This is a genomic window from Thalassotalea sp. PLHSN55 (assembly GCF_052030545.1).
Lineage (GTDB): Bacteria > Pseudomonadota > Gammaproteobacteria > Enterobacterales > Alteromonadaceae > CANMXU01.
Genome location: NZ_JBPDIH010000003.1, coordinates 282,874 through 302,954 on the forward strand (window position 1 = coordinate 282,874; position 20,081 = coordinate 302,954).

Sequence of the window (20,081 nt, forward strand, 5' to 3'; positions counted from 1 at the left end):
AGTTATTTTTTAGTATAGAGTTCAACGTCGCCACTGACAGTGGTTGCTCGTATTGAGCTGCTCGCATTGCCAGTTTCAAAATTAAGCTTAGCACTTGGACCATATTTAGCCTCTTGAGCTTTGTCATGGGTAATCTTGTTAGAAAAACTACCACCAGCGCTGCTACTCAATCGAAAACTTGCTTGAACATTTTCTTGCAATCCAAGTTTGTAGTCGCCGCTAACACTTGATAATTTAACATTGCCGTCGTCGTTTAATTCGAACTGACTGTCAACATCACCACTAACAGTAGCCACCACTAATTCGTCTATTTTTGCCAAGTTCGCTTCAACATCGCCTGAAACGGTATTAAGAAAAACTTCATTGGCATCTGATGAGGTTTCAATACTGCCACTAACCGTTTTAAGTTGCAGGCGCCCTTGAGAGCTCTGGTCGTCAATTTCACCGCTCACGGTTGATATATTGATTTTTCCCGATAAATCTTTACTTTCAACGTCACCACTTACGGTGGTAAGTTCAATATAGTCAACAAGTTGATCTACCTTTACATCTCCACTCACTGTGCGTATCTCAGCGCTACTGTTGGTATTGGTTACGCTAAGATCTGTTGAAACACCATTAAAAATCACTTTAATGCCCTGCGGTATATTAATATCTAGCTTTGAGCCGTTACCGCGATCATTGCCATCTAAATGACGAGGCACTTTAACTTTTATCAGTAATTGTGACCCTTGTTGCTTAAAAATAAAGTCTTCCGTTTGATCATCTAACTCACCTGTTACGGTAACTTTATCTGATGAGCCACCAGTAACCTTTATATCGCCACGTACATTTTCAATCTCTATTTGGCTCACCCCTGAAGCCGAAAGGCTTTGGTCAATTTTTTCGCCAGCACTTACTGGCAAAACTGCCGCCATTACTAGACCTAACGTTATGTTTTTAACAATATTCATATTCGCCTCTATCATCCATAGTTAACAGTACCGCTAAATGTGTTGCCATTGCGGGGTATAAAGTTTCTCAATTAATTCGAGTTCTTGCTTTTGAGTCCAATCAAGCAGATTAATTAAATCGACATTGTTTTCATCATTTGCTAATGCTTGTTTAATTGCCAAGCGTGCACTTTTTAGTTGCTTAAGTTGCTCCTGCATCGCACTCGGTAATTCATTTATTTTCGGCTGACCTAGGCTCACTAATAGCGTCACTTTTTGTTGCTCAAAATTTTGCTGCATCAAGGCGACAAGTTCACCTGAACTTACCCCAGTTGTCGGCGATAGATTAACGAGATAGCCGATAAGCATGACCGCTGCAAATGATGCTGCCGTAGCCCAAACAACCGCTAAGGGACCTTTCTTTTCATCAACAACAGGCGCATGAGATTGCTGCTCTATCGCTCGTTCAATACCTAACCATAAATCTCTATCGGGATTAATTTCATCCGGTAATTGGGCAATTTTTTGTGCTAATGCCTGCTCAGCAGTTAATTTTTTCATTGCTCAATCCACTCTTTTAATAATTGCTTGGCTCTATGGTATTGCGCCTTACTTGTGCCAACCGCCATACCTAGCATATTGGCAATTTCTTCATGGCGATAACCTTCCACCGCAAACAAAACAAACACTAATCTGGCTCGCTCGGGTAATCTCAAAATATGTTTATCAAGTTCGTCAAGTTCAGACAGCTCAGTTGTTGACTCAACACCTTGTTGCTCTTCAATACTAAATACACGTTGCAACCAGTTTTTTTGGGCACGAATATGCGCTAATACCACACGTGTGGCAACGCTATGTAGCCAAGTCGAAAATTTGCTATCGCCTCGAAAACTGCCGAGGTTTTGCCAAACTTTGACAAAAGCTTCTTGGCAAACATCTTCAGCACTTTCTTTATTGGCTAACATACGAAAACACAATGCGTACACTTTGCCTTGGTGGCTTATATAAAGCTGATGAAAAGCATCACGGTCGCCTTGCTGAGCTTTAGCAATCCATTCAAGCTCATTGTGCTCTGTCGTTGGCAAAACCAGCACTTGGCTGCTACTGATGTTGGTATTATCCAATCGATATACTCGTTGTTTTTGTTAGTTAAATGATTAGATGCAGTATGCAGGAAAAAGGTTTAAATAAAAGTTCAGTTTTTTTATAAAAGTTAAAAGACAAACAGCTTTGGGCAAATCTCAGGCATAAAAAAAGCGCCAAACAGGCGCTTTTTTTCGGCTAATTAAGCTGGAATTACTTCGAGCTAAGTGCGCCAAAACGTTTGTTGAATTTATCAACACGACCACCAGTTTCAGCAGCTTTTTGCTTACCAGTGTAGAACGGGTGACATTCTGAACAAACATCTAAGTGAATATCTTTACCGCGAGTAGAGCGAGTTGTAATAACGTTACCGCAAGAACAATTTGCTTTGATCTCTACGTATTTAGGATGAATACCTTCTTTCATGGGATACCTCTGTTTAAGGCCGCATCGCCACTTAGTCTATTGCTAAGCACCATACGAGTTAAAAATAATGGGGGCGAATAATAAAGGATCGTTACCACTACTGCAACTTAAATCGGTAATTTTTTGAACAAAAAACCATTCAAAGTAAAAATACAAAAAAATTCCCGTTAAAAGCGCAATGCTTTGGTTGTAAACACCCTTATGTGCCAATAAAAAAAGCCTTAAATAATACTATTTAAGGCTTTCATTTCACTGTTTAGTCATTTACTTAACAGCTTACTTAGGTCTTAAGTTAACGACCAAGTTACTTAGGCGTGTACCAAATTGGTGTTGTGTAAGCACGCTCTTGAATCGTAGTAGCAACTTCTGGTGGTAATTCTTTACCAAATACTTTCGCATCTCTTGTTGTCCAACGCGGAGTAGGAATTTCTAATACACGTACGTAGTAGAAAGCATGCTCAGCTGCGTCGAAATCAGGGTCTTGCCAGTATGCTTGTAAAGAAGCAGCACCAATAGAGTTATTGTAGCTAGAGTCTTTCACGTTAACAGTATTGCCAACAGGTGTTTTACAACGACCATCACTACCGATCTTACGATCATCAGATACGGCTACGTCATAAATACGCTCATGTTTCTTACCGTTTTTGTCGAACCAACCTTTAACCACTTGTACACGGTCTAGGTTTGCACTGTAAGAATCTTTAAGTGCTTTGATCAGTAACTTAGGCGCTTTGTTGCTATGCGCTAAATCACCACCCATAGGTACACCGTTATCGTAGCCGTGATCAGCAAAGTCAGAGCGGGTTAAATCTTCTTCAGTGAAATCATAACCACCGAATACACGAACACGCATTCTTGGGCCGGTAGTCGCGTAAGTTTCTTTGTTTGCCATCGCATCCCAAAGTGCTTCACGGGTGTTTTCACGTGCCCAGACAGCCGCTAAACCAGAGCCTGAAATTTCAGAAGCGTATTGCTTAATTTCTTCAACACCGGTACGTGCAGTAATCACTTCTTTAAAGCGAATTGGGTGAGCCGTTGGCTCTAATAAACTTACTTTACCGAAGTAGTTGTCTTCTTCAGCAGAAGCAATACTGGTGTGGGAGTCAGTTGAACCTACCATACCGAATTTAAATGGGTTAGCACCTAGTTTTTCAGTGTATTCTAAACCGCGCTTGTATGCTTCACGTGCGTATTCACGACGTAACATATCCGGCTGTTTAGGCTCTGGACCAAAGCTACCTTTGTCCATGGTTTCAAAATCAGCAAATTCATCTTCAGGCGATAAGAAAGGATGCGCTTCACCGTCACCTTTCATTTGCGTAACTTCGTAAAGTGGTTCCCACTTCATACGACGCTCTGCGTATTCTTTGTCGAATGCTTTTTTAGTACGTAACGTAATATCGTCAAACATTAAGCCGTTTGAAAGGTTACCGTTATGAGGGATAGCAAGCATTCTACCGCCAGTATCTTTTTCATACGCTTCCATCCAATCCCATAAACGCTCAGGGTCTTGAGCATCGTATTGAGAGATAGGTGTAATTTGGTCAGCTTTGGTTTTGCCGTCACGGAAAATTACGTTACGGTGTAAGTTGTTACCACGTTCTTGTAACGTCCACTCAAAACCAATAAACGCAGTAAATAAACCTGGTGTATTGTATTTTTCTGCAGCCGTTGTTGAACGATGCCACATAGTGGTTAATAACTCAGATTGCTCTTTTAGTGGATCATCTAAGTCGTTTAATCTTTTAGCCCACATGTCGTATGCGATACCAATAGACTCAGCCGTACCAACTTTAGAGATATCATGAATTTCTTTACCCCATTTACTTGCTAGTAATGAAGGGTTAGATTCTTCGATTAATACTGAAAGACCCATGTTTTCTGCGTGATCGGCAACCACCAAGAAATCAAGAGCACGTGTTAAACGTGTGCTAATTCCGTGGCTTGATACCACTTGCTCGCCACGAGCAAATTTATACGCTTCTTCTGGGCCTAACGTATTACCAATTAAGCCAGCATCAGTAGAATAGCTTGTATGTAAATGCGTATCACCGAAATATACATCAGTTGCATGCTCTCTATCCGCATTTGGCGAATATCTTACATCGTTTGAAGCATACTCAATGCCGCCTTCGTTAGCTAAAGCAACAGAGCCTTGGCCAAGAAGCGCTAACATGATCAGATAGTTAATCTTTTTGATTTTCATAATGTTTACCGCGATAAGTAGTTAAAAATAATGTTCATGTTTCAAAGTTTTTACCAAAACATTTAAATTAAGCCCCAATCCATGGCGACAAATAATATTTAGCTTAGACCTTTTTTGCTATTTCAGCCTATAAAATGGTCAGAATAAACTGTTTAATTTTATAACAGCTTAAGACTAGTCGGACCTTTGGGGTTCAGCAAGCTAAATTGTAAAATAATGTGTTACATTATATGTTTAGTTATTCATTAATTGTTTCTATAAAATCAACCAGGATTTATAAATACTTTTAATGTTTTGGCTTCAGTTAGATAATACTATTGGTTAAATATTGAATATATAGCGCGATATTTTTATGTTTCATAAATGAAATTTATAAGTAAGAGTTAATGAATTTAGACCTGAACTTAATTAAAACCTTTTTGCAAGTACATCAAAGTGGCTCTTATACCACAGCAGCTGAGCAGTTAAATTTAACTCAGCCTGCCATTAGTGCCGCGATAAAAAGGTTAGAGCGTGAGATAAACAGTCAGCTATTTATTAAACATGGTCGTGGCATTAAAGCGACAGCGCAAGCCGATAAACTTGCCAACCGATTTCATCAAGCACTTGACGATATTGAAAATGCAATTGTCGAGCGAGAAACGTTTAACTTGTATGTTTCCGAAGTTCTACTGCATGTAATGCCACTGTCAGACAGCTTGGTATATAAAGAGCCTCCGCTAAATCAATACGAAATTTTTCAAGACATTCGATTACAAAAAGTAGACCTTGCCATTGGTGTAGTAACCAACAAAGATTCTTCATTAGTCTTTGAAGAAGCTTACAGTGAGCCGGCTGTGGTTATTTGCCGAAAACATCACCCTAGAATACAAACGCAGCTCACCGAACAAGACTTTTATCAAGAAAAGCATATCGTGCACACGTTAAAATGGGACAAAATGAGCGGCTTTGAATATGGCGCTTTGGGGCCAACCAAAGAGCGACAAGCCAGCTTAACCATCAGTTCAGTATCGGCACTTGCCATGCATGTTTCTCAAAGTGACAGTTTGGGTATTGTTTCGCGCGCCTTTGCCAAAAAATGGCAAAAGATGTTGGCATTGAATATCTTTCCATGCCCGATCCCTTTGAAAGATCTTAGTTATAGCTTTGTTTACCATCGCCGATATATCAACGACAAAGCGCACAAAACCATGCGAGACAAACTAAAACAGCAACTGCAAAGCATCAATGAATAATCAATAATCTGCTCATTCTGCAAATTGCCTCTTGGCAGTTATGCTTTAGCACGTCAAAATAGAGTATTGTTCATCACTAGAAATGTCATGTCTGCACAGTATTTACAAGTCGCCGTTCCTGTTCCAATGCGTCAATTGTTTACGTATAAAGTTCCAGAGGAATTAATCTCTGAAATTAACGTAGGCGAACGCGTTATTGTGCCTTTTGCTAATCGCCAAGTGATCGGCATTGTGCTTGAAATACAAAGCCATTGTGATGTTCCCGAAAACAAACTGAAAACGATTTTGTCCCGTATTAATGACAATTATCATTTCGACCCACTACTGTTGGCATTTGTGCGCCGCTGCGCCGAATATTATCATCACCCAATTGGCGACGTATTTCAGCAAGCGCTACCGGTATTACTTAGACAAGTTGAACAACCGGACGTTGCCCCCACTCAGCTTTGGCATAGCGCAACTGACATTACTGATGACGCACTAAGCAAACTCAAAAAGCGCGCTTCAAAACAGCTTGCCTTGTTTCAATTAATTGCCTCACACCAGGGGTTATCTTGGCCTGAGCTCAGAACACTCAACTACAACAAAGCGCAATTAAAAGCATTAGCCGACAAAGCACTCATTATTAAAAAACCTGCCGAGATCAAAACCTTTGCTTGGCAAGAAAATGCCTTGGCCACCGACAATAAGCTTAACTTGTCGGTTGAACAGGCGGTTATTGTTGCGGCAGTTAAACAGTCGCTCAATCAATATGCTTGCCACCTTGTTGAAGGGGTCACCGGCAGCGGTAAAACTGAAGTTTACTTGCAAGCAATGGAACAAGTACTCGCGAGTCATCAACAAGTTTTAGTATTAGTGCCGGAAATTGGCTTAACGCCGCAAACCCTTAGCCGATTTGAACAACGCTTTAAAGTGCCCATTTATTTACACCATTCTGGGCTAAACGATAAAGAACGGCTAGACACATGGTTAAGTGCCCAGCGTGGCAATGCCGCCATTATTATTGGTACTCGTTCAGCGATATTTACACCTTTGCATAAGCTTGGTCTTATTATTGTTGATGAAGAGCACGACAGTTCTTTTAAACAACAAGACAGTTTCCGTTACCACGGGCGTGATATGGCGATAATGCGCGCTAGGCAGTTAAACATTCCTATTGTGTTAGGCAGCGCGACACCCAGTTTAGAAAGCTTACAAAATGCCTTGTCGGGTAAATATCATTATCACCAATTATTAAAACGTGCCGGTAATAGCAGTAAAGCCAAAATAGAATTGGTAGATATGGCCAATCAACCAACCGAGTTTGGTTTGTCGTCAAATATCAAAAAGGCGATGAAGCAAACCTTAGCCCGTGGTGAACAAGTACTGCTATTTTTGAATCGTCGAGGCTATGCACCTGCAATTAACTGCAAAGAATGTCACTGGATCGCGGATTGTCAGCGCTGTGATAAACCGTACACTTTGCACCAAGGTCAGCAATTACTGATATGTCATCATTGTGGTAGTCAAAAGCGCATACCTCTGCAATGTCCGAGCTGTGGTAGCCCTCGTATTGCGCCACTTGGTCAAGGCACCGAACAGTTAGAACACCGAATTAGCGATATGTTTGCCGACTACTCCGTGGTGCGTATTGACCGCGACAGTACGCGACGAAAAGGCGAATTAGCGAAGCTACTACAAGAAGTAACTGACAATAAACATCAATTACTTATTGGTACACAAATGCTAGCCAAAGGGCACCACTTCCCTAACGTTACTTTAGTTTTAATGCTAGATATTGATGGCGCCCTTTTTAGTTATGACTTTCGCGCTGCAGAAAATATGGCGCAATTACTGGTGCAGGTGGCAGGTCGTGCAGGTCGTGCAAGCAAGCCGGGTAAAGTGATGGTGCAAAGTTATTTCCCAGAGCACCCACTTTTACAAGATTTAGTGCACAATGGTTATAATCATTTTGCCCGTCAAGCATTAACCGAGCGCAGCCAAGCGCTATTGCCGCCATTCACTTTTCAAGCGCTATTTCGTGCCGAAGCTAACTATCCTTCCTACCCAGAAAAGTTCATTCGCCAGCTCTGCCAAGTACAATACCAAGGCTGTGAATTAGCAGGCCCTATTCCTGCAGCGATGGAGAAAAAAGCCGGTAAATTTCGTTATCATTTAATTGTGCAAGCAAAGTCACGCAAAGCATTGCACTTAGGCGTGCAAGCTTTACTACAGCAAATTATGGTGAACGAGTTACAAACTAAGGTGCGCTGGTCGGTTGATATCGACCCAACGGATTTAAGCTGGTAATTCAGCGAGTAGTTGAGCTACAGCTTAGCAAAATAATCACTTACAAGTTGCGTAAACAAAGTACTGTAATCTTCATTCAGATTCGCTAGAATAGTTCGAATTGAATTTTTGTTTTCCTCGGTTAAAATTTCCCATGGCACATCAAGATTACGTTTCCCGCAGTTCCAAGAAAAAAAGCAACCCATATAAGAAAAAGCCTGCTGAGCAAAGCAATGGCATACCGTTGAAATTAAAACTTATCATCGTTATTACCTTAATAGCCGGTAGTGCTTTTGGCTACTTTTTATGGGAAATAAAAGATACTCAACCTAGCGAAACCGCAACGCCAGCAGCTGAACAAACGACAAAAACCGCCGAAAAAGCAAAACTTCCCGAGCCGCCAAAAGAGAAATGGGCTTACCGTAAAGAGCTAGCAGAAAAAGAAATTGAAGTTGGCCAATATCAAGTCGAAAATAAAGGTCCGTATAAAATGCAATGTGGCTCGTTTAGAACCCGTAAACAAGCCGAAGTATTAAAAGCCAATATTGCCTTTGCTGGTTTAGAGTCATTTATTCGCGCTGCCGAAGGCAGTTCAAGCACTTGGTATCAAGTACGTTTAGGTCCTTATGCCCGTAAACGTTTAGCAGAAGCCGATAAACACAAGCTTAAAAACAACAATGTAAATCATTGCCAAATTAGTTTATGGCGATAATCTCACCCCGAGACCCTTGATTTTTTCAACACTGCCCCTATTTCTTGTTCATAGATAACGACCGACAATAATGCCATTGTCGGTTAAGAAATTTGAGGTTTAATGTGACTACTATCGTTTCAGTAAGACGCAATGGCAAAGTTGCCATTGGCGGTGATGGCCAAGTATCTTTAGGCAATACAGTAATGAAAGGCAATGCTCGCAAAGTGCGCCGTTTATACAACGACAAAGTACTGGCTGGTTTTGCTGGCGGTACTGCTGATGCCTTTACCCTTTTTGAGCGTTTTGAAAGCAAACTTGAACAACATCAAGGCCATTTGACCAAAGCCGCAGTTGAGCTAGCCAAAGACTGGCGCAGTGACCGCGCATTAAGAAAGCTTGAAGCGCTGCTAGCGGTTGCCGATGAAACTGCTTCACTGATTATTACGGGTAATGGTGATGTAGTTCAGCCAGAGCACGACCTTATTGCTATCGGCAGTGGCGGAAATTACGCCCAATCTGCAGCAACCGCTCTATTAGAAAATACCGAATTATCTGCCAAAGAAATTGTTGAAAAGTCATTAAAAATTGCCGGTGACATTTGTGTCTTTACCAATCATCAGCAAACAATTGACGAACTTTAACTATTAGCGACTACGCACACGTAAATGATGTGCGTATTAAGTAAAGCCAAGGAATTATTTATGTCGAATATGACACCTCGTGAAATTGTTCATGAACTAGACAGCCACATTGTTGGTCAAAGCGACGCCAAACGTGCCGTTGCTATTGCCTTAAGAAATCGCTGGCGCCGTATGCAATTAAATGAAGAATTGCGCAGCGAAGTTACGCCAAAAAATATTTTGATGATCGGACCAACTGGTGTTGGTAAAACGGAAATTGCAAGACGCCTTGCCAAACTTGCCAACGCACCATTTATCAAAGTAGAAGCGACTAAATTTACTGAAGTCGGCTATGTAGGTAAAGAAGTTGAAACCATTATTCGTGATTTAGCCGATATGGCGATTAAGCTCACTAAAGAGCAAGAAATGGCACGAGTAAAACACTTAGCCGAAGAAGCGGCAGAAGAGCGCATTTTAGATGTGCTATTGCCAAATCCACGCGATAGTTTTGGCGCAGAAGAACAACCTGACAACAGCAGTACCCGCCAAATTTTCCGCAAAAAATTACGTGAAGGTAAGTTAGACGACAAAGAAATTGAGCTCGACTTAGCGGCACAACCTGTTGGCGTTGAAATTATGGCACCGCCTGGCATGGAAGATATGACCTCGCAATTACAAAACATGTTCCAAAGCATGTCGAGCGAGAAAAAGAACAAACGTAAATTAAAAATCAAAGATGCCTTTAAAGCGTTGCAAGAAGAAGAAGCAGCCAAAATTGTTAATCAAGAAGACATCAAACAAAAAGCCATCGAGTCTGTTGAACAAAATGGCATTGTTTTTATTGATGAAATTGACAAAATTTGTAAACGTGGCGATACCTCAGGCCCAGACGTTTCTCGTGAAGGTGTACAACGTGATTTACTGCCATTAGTTGAAGGCTCTACCGTTAGTACTAAACACGGCATGGTAAAAACTGACCACATTTTATTTATCGCCTCAGGCGCTTTTCAAATGGCAAAACCGTCTGATTTGATCCCTGAATTACAAGGTCGCTTGCCAATTCGTGTTGAACTTAAAGCGTTAACCACCGATGATTTTGTGCGCATTTTAACTGAACCAAACGCTTCACTAACTGAGCAGTATATTGCATTACTTGCCACTGAAGGTGTTGATATTTCATTTAGTGAATGTGGTATTAGTGCTATTGCCAATGCTGCATGGCAAGTTAACGAAAGCACTGAAAACATTGGTGCTCGCCGACTACATACTATGATGGAACGCTTAATTGAAGAATTATCGTTTACTGCCAACGATCGCAGTGGTGAAAAAGTTGTTATCGACCAAGATTTTGTTGAGCGCACATTAACCGAATTGGTTAAAAATGAAGATTTAAGCCGCTTTATTTTATAGTCGGCTTAACTAAATACTCAAAATACAAGGTGACACTATGTCTCAGATCAGCTGTTTTACCCTTAAAAAAGATGAAAAACTGCTCTTAGTTGAATTAGATCAGCAGTCGGTGATCACCTTACCTTTTGAGTACTTACGGGTATTTTCACCTTTAGTGCAAAGTCACCAAGGTAACAACATCGTTAGTCACAAAAAAATGGTGCAAATTAGAAAAATAGAATCGGTCGGCAAACACGGTTACCGTTTTCTTTTTGATGATGACCATAGCGCGATTTATGGCACAACGTATCTAATTCAGTTGTTTCATGAATACGATATTCGCTGGAAGGGTTATTTAGCCAATATCGCAAATAGTGCTCATAATCGCGAAGCAAATATCGATATTAAACAACTGTAGCTAACTAACCTGACTTCGGTTTAAATAATTAACAGTAAAAAGCCTAAAATCCGTCAAGATTTTAGGCTTTTTTTTAGCTTGTTTTAGCGAAACATTACCCGCTTTTATACTTTAAAGCGGCTTACTTCCGTTTTTAACACTTGCGCTTGTTGGCTCAGCTCTTCACTCATCTGCGCATTGCTCTTCGCTGACTCGCCCGCTTGTTCAGCAACATCACGAATAGAAATAACATGTTCGTTCATTTCAGAAGCTACGGTACTTTGCTCTTGAATTGCCGTGGCAATCGCAGTATTCATTTCCATAATGGTTGACACATCACTGGCAATTTCAATGAGCATTTCACCGGCAGAGCTTGCTTGGTTGGCACTTTCTTCCCCTTGCAATCGACAGGTGTTCATATGCTCAACAATCGATTTAGTTCTTGCTTGCAATGAATGAATAATGCTTTCAATTTCTTGGGTCGAGTCTTGTGTTCGACTGGCAAGCGTTCTTACTTCATCAGCCACCACTGCAAATCCTCGCCCTTGTTCACCAGCACGAGCCGCTTCTATCGCGGCATTTAGTGCTAGTAAATTAGTTTGCTCTGCAATGCCGCGAATAACGTCGAGCACAGAGCCAATGGTAATGCTGTCTTTAGCAAGCTCTTGAACCACATTTTCGGACTCAATCAATTTTTCAGACAGCAAATCTATTTGCTCAATAGTACGCGAAACACCTTGATGCCCTTGCTCAGCGTTGATGTTAGTGGTTTCTGCTTTTTTAGCGGCTTCTTGGGTATTTTTCGCAATTTCATCAACCGTCGCTACCATTTCCGTAACTGCAGTTGCCACCATATCGGTTTGCTGAACTTGTACTTCCACCCCTTCGTTTGCAGTATGAATGTTTTCTGACAAACCTTGAGTCGCTTGATTAACAGTAGTCACGGATAAGCTCACTTCATTAATAAGGTTTCTAAAATTGCCGATCATTGAATTAAACACCGCAGCCATTTGCGCAAGCTCGTCACCACTGCTGGTATTCACTTCAATCGATAAATCGTTTTCAATACCTATGGTGTTCATCGAACCGTTCATGCTGTCGATGTTATTGAGAATATTACGGCTTAATAAAAATGCTGAAGTAACCGCAATGAGTACCACAATGATAAAAACAACTATCGCTAATGTGCTAATAAAGCTGGTATGTTCATCAACCGATTGCTTACTGTTAACTAGCATTTTTTCTAGCATGACATCAAGTTGATGCACAGCAGAGCGCATTTCACCTAGCAAGCCTTGGTCAGCCTTATAACCAAACACTTTTTGCGCGTCGACTAAATTGATAAATTTGGTTTGATAAACGTTAATTAGCTGCTTAATCGTGTCTTTTTGCTGTTCGGGTAAATCACTGGCACTAACATCATCAGCTAAATGGATGGCATTGGTTTTGAGTTTATCGACATACTTATCGTCAAGGCGCAACATAAAGTCTTTTTCATTACGTCGTAATTGCAGCATATCACTGAGCAGCCTAAAATCTTGGTCGCCAATTAACTCTTCTATATTATGCACCGCAGCTCGCAGCTCACCATAAAGAGCGTCTTTTGGATGTAAACCAATTTTTTGCTGCTGTTGAACTAGCTGTTCAAATTTTTGCTGATATGTTTTTAATACGTTCAGTACTGATGCCGTTTCTTTGGCATCAATATTTTGCGCTGCTAATTGTTGCGCAATACTGCCAACATGCTTTTGCGTAAAAGCCATGGTCTTTTTAAACTTATCTAAATACTTTAAATCTTTACGTGCAATAAAATCTTTCTCATTGCGCCTAAGCTCTAAAATAGAGCTTTCAAGTTTTCCAATATCTCGTGCTATGGCAATATCAGCTTGTAGCGAATTCATAGTATAAACTAACAAACCAATCATGATGCCCATTGAAACAACCGCGATTAGCGTATTGGCGAGCATTTTGTGCTTTATTAACATAGTAAAAGTCCAAACGTTAATGAATTACAGTTTCAAATGAGTATAGTACAACGTCAATTAAAGCTAGTGATTAATGCTTGATTGTTAGGGAAAATTGCGGTTTTTTCATTAATAATTAAGCAACATAGACTTAGCGTTGCTTTTAGTTAGCGTGCCAACGGCATATAAATCAATACTTCGCTGATTTTTTGGTAAAGTATTGTTTAAAACGTTGTACCTTAATCTGAGCAAGTTATACTAATTACTGTTGATACTAGGCAAAACTTAAACGAGTGAATCCATGGAATATAATACTTCAGAATTATGTAACACCTATGCCGACTTAGTCGATGTGGTAGAACCTATTTTTAGTAATTATGGCGGTATAAGCTCTTTTGGTGGGCAAGTTGTCACCGTTAAGTGTTTCGAAAATAACGGCTTGATCAGTCAACTCGCAGAAAGTGATGGCAGTGGAAAAGTCTTAGTGATTGACGGAGGCGGCTCAACACGCAGAGCGTTAATCGATGTTTATATTGCTGAAGCGGCAGCAAAAAATGGCTGGGAAGGCATTATTTGTTACGGTAGCGTTAGAGACGTTGACGCCCTAGAAGATATTGACATCGGCATTCAAGGGTTAGTATCAATTCCAGTTGGTGCAACCGACAGCTTAACCGGTGAAAGCGACTTAGCCATTAACTTTGGTGGCGTGACGTTTCTACCTGATGATCTTGTTTACGTGGATAATACCGGTATTATTTTATCACCTGAACCACTCGATATTGAGTAAGTGCTTAATAATAAATGCGCACTTAAGGTTGGCTCTCGTTATTGAGCGAATGCTGTAACCAGTTGTCAAAATCATCGATGGCAATACCACGGCCAACCGCTTGTCCTTGCACTAATTCACCACCAATCGATGAAAATATTCGCTCAACTTCGGTAGTATCAATACCAACACCAACCAAAGGTAACTGCATCGAGCGAGTTAAACTTATCAGCGCATTGATAATCGCTTTGTCTGTAGTTTTTTCTGGATTTCCCAACAGCTGACAGTCTATTTTCACTTGGTCTATCGACATTTTTCGAATATATCGCAGCGATTCATAACTTCCCGAAAAGGCATCTATTGCCACTTTAACGTCAAGCGTTTTAAGCTGATCAATAATCGATTTTGCTTTCGCCGAAGCATCTAAAAGCACAGACTCAGTCAATTCAATCATTAAATATTGACCCGCAATACCACGTTGCTCAATTTGTGCTTCAATAAATTCGATCAAATCAGGCTCAAGCACTTGTTTACTAACTAAATTAATAGCCACTGGTTCAAAAACTTGGTGTTGCTGAAGGATGACTAAGGCGTCAAACGCTTTTTCAATCATAAGCTTGGTTAAAAGATAGGCGTCGCCACTGTGCTCTACGATTTGGTTAAATTGTTGCAATTGAATCGGCTTAGTTTCACCAATTCGCCAATTAACCATAAGTTCAAACCCTTTAAATGAGCGCTCTTTTGTATGCACTTTAGGTTGAAGGTGCCAGTGTAAATTGTCAGCGCGAATATCCGCTTTTAACTGCTCCATTTGACTCAGCTGCTGCTCAGCATAAATAGTGCGTTGGTGATCAAAATAACGTAATAAGGCACCATTTTCTTCGGCAGACAATAGCGCATCGCCAGCAAATGAAATAAGTTCGTCAACGTCAACGCCGTGCTCACCTGACATAGCAATGCCAAAGGCCAACTCAAAATGCAGTGAAAAACTCTTGAAGCTCATCGCTTCTGGCACTGCGGCGCTAATTTGCTGACATAAATTTTCAATCACCGTTTTTTCTGGGTGATGGCTTTGGCTAACATCTAGCACCACTAAAAAATGCAGGCTCTGCAAGCGAGCAATACGAACTGCCTCAGGCTTATTTTCGAAATTAAGTAGAGCGTCATTTGATTCAACAAACTTTTGCAAGCAATAAGCAAATTGCAGTAATAGCAAATCAGAGTTGTGATGCCCTAATACGGTATTAACTTGCTGAAAATTTGTCGGTTTAAATACGATGGCCGCATACTTGGCCTGATTATTAGCCTTAAGCGCCTTTTCAAAACGGTGCAAGGCATGCTGATATGAAGGCAAATTTGTTGCCGGATCGTGGCTATATAAAAATACATCCTCAACGGCCAACTGCGAGACCGCTTTACCAGACGCAAATTTAGCAAGCGTGAGGTTTACTAGTAACCAACTACCGTTAACCACGGTAATAACAAAACTGCCCACTAAGCTGATCACTAACCAATCGGTATGTATTTGTTGACCTAACCACAAATAAACACTCGCGATAAATGTAAACACCACTAACCATTGCACCACCAAACGCAGGGCGCGTACGTTTGAATGCTTAACAAAATCTACAATACGCAGGCCACTTAATAGCAAAGATATAATACTAAACACTAGCCAAGCGAGAGATAATTCAACGTTTGCCGCTAACCAAGTAACAGCAATAAAGACTAATGTAGTGACTAAACCGACAGTTAAGGTAGTTTTTTCTAATGTCGATTGTTGTTTTTCTTCAATATTGAGCGGCCATAAATACAGCAGCACCAGAAAAATACTCGCTGCAGACAGGAATAAAGGCTGCATTGGTGCAAGGTATGCTAACGAATAAAGCATGACCATTAACGAGCAAGAGATTAGAACAGGAAAACGCCATTTCACTGAAACTAACGGCTTCATTAGTCCAGAGATAATGAGAATAGGCAAACTGAGGCCTAAAACAAAGGCAATATTAAATTCTATAAAGGAAAATTCAGCGGCAAACGCGGGAAACGAAACACATAATATACTTGAAAAAACGCAGGTTATTGGGGTTAATAACCTGCGTATTAGAAAACTTTTCATCAGTTAAAGCCTTTGACTGAAAAAATATCTACACAGTCTATTAAGACTACTTAAAAGCGCCTAAGTTGTACAGTAATAAGCCCGCTTTACGCTTGATGATTTATCACCAATTTACCATTTTGAATTAACGCAACAAGTGGGTTTACGCCAAATTGATAACATAGCTCTGCTGGCTGGCTAATGTTCCACAAGGCAAAGTCGGCATCGTAACCTAAGGCAATTTTACCTTTTGTTTGACCAAGCCCTAACGCCTGCGCGCCATTACAGGTAACACCCGCTAAGGCTTCAACCGGCGTTAATTGAAAAAGCGTACACGCCATATTTAGCATAAGTTGCAATGAATGAATGGGGGAAGAACCCGGATTGGCATCAGTGGCAATCGCCATTGGCACTTTATATTTTCGAAGTAATTCAATTGGTGGTAATTGCTTTTCACGTAAAAAATAAAATGCGCCGGGTAACAATACCGCGGTGGTGCCCGAGGTTGCCATTGCATTTACGCCAGCTTCGTCTAGGTATTCAATATGATCTGCTGACAGCGCTTGGTATTTCGCCGCGAGCGCACTGCCACCTAAATTTGACAATTGTTCAGCATGAATTTTTACTGGTAACTCTAGCGCCTTGGCTTTTGCAAAAACACGCTGTGTTTGCTCAAGACTAAAACCTACGCTTTCACAAAACACATCAACCGCATCAGCCAGCTTTTCTTTGGCAATAATAGGCAACATTTCTTGGCAAACTAATTCAATATAATCGTCAGCACGTCCTTTATATTCAACAGGCAGAGCATGTGCGCCCAAAAATGTTCGTTTGACGGTAACCGGCAATGTTTCAGCTAGCTTTTCCGCGACTTTTAACATTTTAATTTCGGTGTCGGTATTTAAGCCATAACCTGATTTTATTTCAACACAGGTCACACCTTGTTCAAATAAACACTTAAGCCTTGGCAAGGCGGCATCAAACAAGGCTTGTTCACTTGCTGCTCGGGTTGCCGCTACCGTAGAAACAATACCACCGCCTGCTTCGGCAATTTCCTGATAACTTGCCCCTTGTAAGCGCATTTCAAATTCATTGGCGCGATTGCCGCCGTAAACAAGGTGGGTATGACAATCAACTAAGCCGGGTGTTAGCCATGCACCTTTACCATCAAAGACTTGCGGTTGTTGTTCGTCATAGTCTGGCAAGTCTTGCATTTTTCCTAACCAAACAATTTTGCCTTCTGCGATAGCCAGAGCAGCGTGCTCAATGATGCCGTAACTACTGGCGCCGTCGTTCATACTGGCTATATTTACATTTAGCCAAAGCGTTTGCCAAGAAGTGCTGTTGATAGCCTGCTGCATTGTCATATATATCTCTGTTTATTGGGTAATTTTTTAGTTCTAGCTAACGGCTAGACCAATTAGCTGTATTAATATGCTGTCACTTTAGCTGATATTAAATTGACAAGCAAGCTTGTATATACAAGTTAAATAGGTACAATGCGTAACATAATTATAGATAATTTATGCAAGGTAAAGATAATGACAGTGCCCAAGTTTAGCCAAATAAAGCAGCATATTTGCCAACAAATTGAATCTGGTGAATGGCCGCAACACAGTAAAGTGCCGTCAGAAAATGAATTATCTGCCCAATTTCATGTTAGTAGAATGACGGCACGACGAGCCTTGCAAGAACTCACTGAACAAGGTGTTTTAGTGCGCTCACAAGGTGCAGGTACTTTTGTCGCAACCTTTAAATCGCAATCGTCTTTATTGGAAATTAAAAATATTGCCGATGAAATTGAAGATCGCGGCCACCAACACAGTGCCCAACAACTGCAACTAAAATCGGTTGAAGTCGATAAAGAGATGGCTATTTTACTTAATGTTAGCCAAGACACTGAAGTCTTTTATTCAGAAATACTGCACTTTGAAAATGACCAACCGATCCAATTAGAGCAGCGCTTTGTTAATAGTTTATTAACGCCCGAATACATCGCTCAGAACTTTACCAAAACAACACCACACGAATATCTATCTATGGTTGCACCATTAACCGAAGCAACACATGAAGTGGAAGCAGTATTAGCAGATGACGACATTTGCCAAAAACTTGCCATTTCAAAACCCACCGCTTGTTTGCAAGTAAAACGCAGAACCTGGTCACGCCAAGGCGTAGTCAGCGTAGCGATTTTAACAACACCGGGTGATAAATATCGCCTAGGCAGCCATTTAGTATTTTAAACAAGCGACAACAATAATTAACGCAATTAAGATCCAATTTGAGGAGAGTACAATGACTCAATCAATCACAGAAAGCCGTATTGATAGCAGCCGAAAAATACGTGCTGATCGCGGCAGTAAAATAACCACTAAAAGTTGGTTAACAGAAGCCGCTAAACGCATGCTAATGAACAACCTTGATGAAGAAGTTGCTGAGCACCCTCAGTCACTCGTAGTTTATGGTGGTATTGGCCGTGCCGCGCGCAATTGGGCATGTTTCGATAAAATAATTGAAGTGTTAGAGCGCCTAGAAGACGATGAAACCCTGATGGTGCAATCAGGCAAACCCGTCGGTGTTTTTAAAACCCACGAAAATGCGCCACGCGTTTTAATTGCTAATTCAAATTTAGTACCTAACTGGGCAAATTGGGAGCACTTTAACGAACTCGATAAGCAAGGTTTGATGATGTACGGTCAAATGACCGCTGGCTCTTGGATCTACATTGGCTCACAAGGCATAGTGCAAGGTACTTATGAAACCTTCGTTGCTATGGCTAAGCAGCATTTTGGTGGTAGTGCCAAAGGTAAGTGGGTACTTACTGGTGGTTTAGGTGGAATGGGTGGCGCACAACCTCTCGCGGCAACTATGGCCGGCTACTCTGCTTTAGTGGTTGAATGTGATGAATCTCGCATCGATTTTCGCTTAAAAACCCGCTACGTTGACAAAAAAGCCACTGATCTTGACCAAGCGCTAGCGATGATCAATGAAGCGACAGCCAAAGGTGAAGCCGTTTCAGTGGGTCTATTAGGTAATGCTGCTGATGTTTTTCCAGAATTAGTAAAACGCGGTGTTACCCCTGATGTTGTTACCGATCAAACCTCTGCTCACGATCCATTAAATGGTTACCTACCGCAAGGTTGGAGCATGGAATTTGCCGCGCAAATGCGTGAAAAAGATGAAGCCGCAGTGGTAAAAGCAGCGAAGCAATCTATGGCCGTGCAAGTGCAAGCCATGCTTGATTTACAAAAAGCTGGCGCAGCTACCACAGATTATGGCAACAACATTCGCCAAATGGCAATGGAAGAAGGCGTAGAAAATGCCTTTGACTTCCCAGGTTTTGTACCGGCTTATGTGCGTCCATTATTTTGTGAAGGCATTGGGCCATTTCGTTGGGTCGCATTGTCTGGCGATCCACAAGACATTTACAAAACAGATGCAAAAGTAAAAGAGCTTATTCCTGACAATCCACATCTACATAATTGGTTAGATATGGCGCGTGAGCGTATTGAATTTCAAGGCTTACCTGCACGTATTTGTTGGGTCGGCTTAAAAGACCGAGCTCGCCTTGCATTAGCCTTCAATGAAATGGTGAAAAATGGTGAATTATCAGCGCCAGTGGTCATTGGTCGCGATCATTTAGATTCAGGTTCAGTTGCCTCGCCAAATCGCGAAACAGAAAGCATGCTTGACGGTTCAGACGCTGTGTCTGACTGGCCATTATTAAACGCGTTATTATCAACCTCAGGTGGTGCAACTTGGGTAAGTTTACATCACGGCGGTGGTGTTGGTATGGGCTTTAGTCAACACTCTGGTGTGGTGATTGTTGCAGACGGAACCGACGCAGCAGCAACACGTTTAGGTCGCGTATTGTGGAATGACCCAGCAACGGGTGTTATGCGCCATGCCGATGCTGGATATGACATCGCCATTAATTGCGCACAAGAACAAGGGTTAGACTTGCCAATGGTTGACGGTGCTAACGGACAAAAGGGAGCGTAAT

General features: G+C 41.3%; 18 protein-coding genes. 10 read left to right on the forward strand and 8 right to left on the reverse strand.

Features of this window, described 5'->3' with window-relative positions:
• Window positions 1-2: 2 nt before the first annotated feature.
• The 5 genes from ACRRSQ_RS07155 to ACRRSQ_RS07175 form a co-directional block, all read right to left on the reverse strand.
• Complete coding sequence (locus ACRRSQ_RS07155) at window positions 3-953, reverse strand: DUF4097 family beta strand repeat-containing protein (protein WP_440875026.1); 951 nt, start codon at window positions 951-953, stop codon at window positions 3-5.
• A gap of 33 nt (window positions 954-986) precedes the next feature.
• The gene (locus ACRRSQ_RS07160; RefSeq protein ID WP_440875027.1) at window positions 987-1,493 is read right to left on the reverse strand and encodes a hypothetical protein; all 507 of its coding nucleotides are present in this window, start codon (window positions 1,491-1,493) and stop codon (window positions 987-989) included.
• Complete coding sequence (locus tag ACRRSQ_RS07165; protein WP_440875028.1) at window positions 1,490-2,056, reverse strand: RNA polymerase sigma factor; 567 nt, start codon at window positions 2,054-2,056, stop codon at window positions 1,490-1,492. Before ACRRSQ_RS07165 ends, ACRRSQ_RS07160 begins: the two co-directional genes overlap by 4 nt.
• A gap of 172 nt (window positions 2,057-2,228) precedes the next feature.
• A complete protein-coding gene (gene rpmE / locus ACRRSQ_RS07170; protein WP_440875029.1) occupies window positions 2,229-2,441 on the reverse strand; it encodes a 50S ribosomal protein L31 in 213 nt (70 codons plus the stop codon).
• A gap of 304 nt (window positions 2,442-2,745) precedes the next feature.
• On the reverse strand, window positions 2,746-4,647 hold the full coding sequence (locus tag ACRRSQ_RS07175) for a DUF3604 domain-containing protein (RefSeq protein WP_440875030.1): 1,902 nt from the start codon (window positions 4,645-4,647) through the stop codon (window positions 2,746-2,748).
• Window positions 4,648-5,033: 386 nt separating this feature from the next.
• Between ACRRSQ_RS07175 and ACRRSQ_RS07180 the strand changes: the two genes are divergently transcribed.
• The 6 genes from ACRRSQ_RS07180 to ACRRSQ_RS07205 all read left to right on the forward strand — a co-directional run bounded on the left by ACRRSQ_RS07180 (window position 5,034) and on the right by ACRRSQ_RS07205 (window position 11,271).
• On the forward strand, window positions 5,034-5,882 hold the full coding sequence (locus ACRRSQ_RS07180) for a LysR family transcriptional regulator (protein ID WP_440875031.1): 849 nt from the start codon (window positions 5,034-5,036) through the stop codon (window positions 5,880-5,882).
• 87 nt (window positions 5,883-5,969) lie between these two features.
• A complete protein-coding gene (gene priA / locus ACRRSQ_RS07185; RefSeq protein ID WP_440875032.1) occupies window positions 5,970-8,171 on the forward strand; it encodes a primosomal protein N' in 2,202 nt (733 codons plus the stop codon).
• A 133-nt stretch (window positions 8,172-8,304) separates the two neighbouring features.
• Entirely contained in the window at window positions 8,305-8,862 is a 558-nt protein-coding gene (locus tag ACRRSQ_RS07190; RefSeq protein WP_440875033.1) for an SPOR domain-containing protein, read from the forward strand.
• A 104-nt stretch (window positions 8,863-8,966) separates the two neighbouring features.
• Window positions 8,967-9,485, forward strand: a complete 519-nt coding sequence (hslV, locus tag ACRRSQ_RS07195) for an ATP-dependent protease subunit HslV (RefSeq protein WP_440875034.1) — start codon at window positions 8,967-8,969, stop codon at window positions 9,483-9,485.
• Window positions 9,486-9,545: 60 nt separating this feature from the next.
• Window positions 9,546-10,874, forward strand: a complete 1,329-nt coding sequence (hslU, locus tag ACRRSQ_RS07200) for an HslU--HslV peptidase ATPase subunit (RefSeq protein WP_440875035.1) — start codon at window positions 9,546-9,548, stop codon at window positions 10,872-10,874.
• Between the two features lie 37 nt (window positions 10,875-10,911).
• Window positions 10,912-11,271: a gamma-butyrobetaine hydroxylase-like domain-containing protein gene (locus ACRRSQ_RS07205; protein ID WP_440875036.1), complete on the forward strand. Its 360-nt coding sequence runs from the start codon at window positions 10,912-10,914 to the stop codon at window positions 11,269-11,271.
• 104 nt (window positions 11,272-11,375) lie between these two features.
• Here ACRRSQ_RS07205 and ACRRSQ_RS07210 read toward each other — a convergent pair whose 3' ends face one another.
• Window positions 11,376-13,235 carry a methyl-accepting chemotaxis protein gene (locus ACRRSQ_RS07210; RefSeq protein ID WP_440875037.1) on the reverse strand — a complete coding sequence of 620 codons (1,860 nt, stop codon included), beginning with the start codon at window positions 13,233-13,235 and terminating at the stop codon, window positions 11,376-11,378.
• A 280-nt stretch (window positions 13,236-13,515) separates the two neighbouring features.
• Between ACRRSQ_RS07210 and rraA the strand changes: the two genes are divergently transcribed.
• On the forward strand, window positions 13,516-14,001 hold the full coding sequence (gene rraA / locus ACRRSQ_RS07215; RefSeq protein WP_440875038.1) for a ribonuclease E activity regulator RraA: 486 nt from the start codon (window positions 13,516-13,518) through the stop codon (window positions 13,999-14,001).
• Between the two features lie 22 nt (window positions 14,002-14,023).
• Here rraA and ACRRSQ_RS07220 read toward each other — a convergent pair whose 3' ends face one another.
• Entirely contained in the window at window positions 14,024-15,871 is a 1,848-nt protein-coding gene (locus ACRRSQ_RS07220; RefSeq protein WP_440875039.1) for an EAL domain-containing protein, read from the reverse strand.
• Here ACRRSQ_RS07220 and ACRRSQ_RS07225 point away from each other — a divergent pair.
• Window positions 15,870-16,106: a hypothetical protein gene (locus ACRRSQ_RS07225; RefSeq protein WP_440875040.1), complete on the forward strand. Its 237-nt coding sequence runs from the start codon at window positions 15,870-15,872 to the stop codon at window positions 16,104-16,106. The genes ACRRSQ_RS07220 and ACRRSQ_RS07225 overlap by 2 nt on opposite strands.
• Before the next feature lie 79 nt (window positions 16,107-16,185).
• On the opposite strand, the gene hutI is transcribed toward ACRRSQ_RS07225, so the two are convergent.
• A complete protein-coding gene (gene hutI, locus ACRRSQ_RS07230; protein ID WP_440875041.1) occupies window positions 16,186-17,445 on the reverse strand; it encodes an imidazolonepropionase in 1,260 nt (419 codons plus the stop codon).
• Between the two features lie 174 nt (window positions 17,446-17,619).
• Between hutI and hutC the strand changes: the two genes are divergently transcribed.
• Entirely contained in the window at window positions 17,620-18,321 is a 702-nt protein-coding gene (gene hutC, locus ACRRSQ_RS07235; protein WP_440875042.1) for a histidine utilization repressor, read from the forward strand.
• Between the two features lie 52 nt (window positions 18,322-18,373).
• The gene (hutU, locus tag ACRRSQ_RS07240; RefSeq protein WP_440875043.1) at window positions 18,374-20,080 is read left to right on the forward strand and encodes a urocanate hydratase; all 1,707 of its coding nucleotides are present in this window, start codon (window positions 18,374-18,376) and stop codon (window positions 20,078-20,080) included.
• The last annotated feature ends 1 nt before the right edge of the window (window position 20,081 follow it).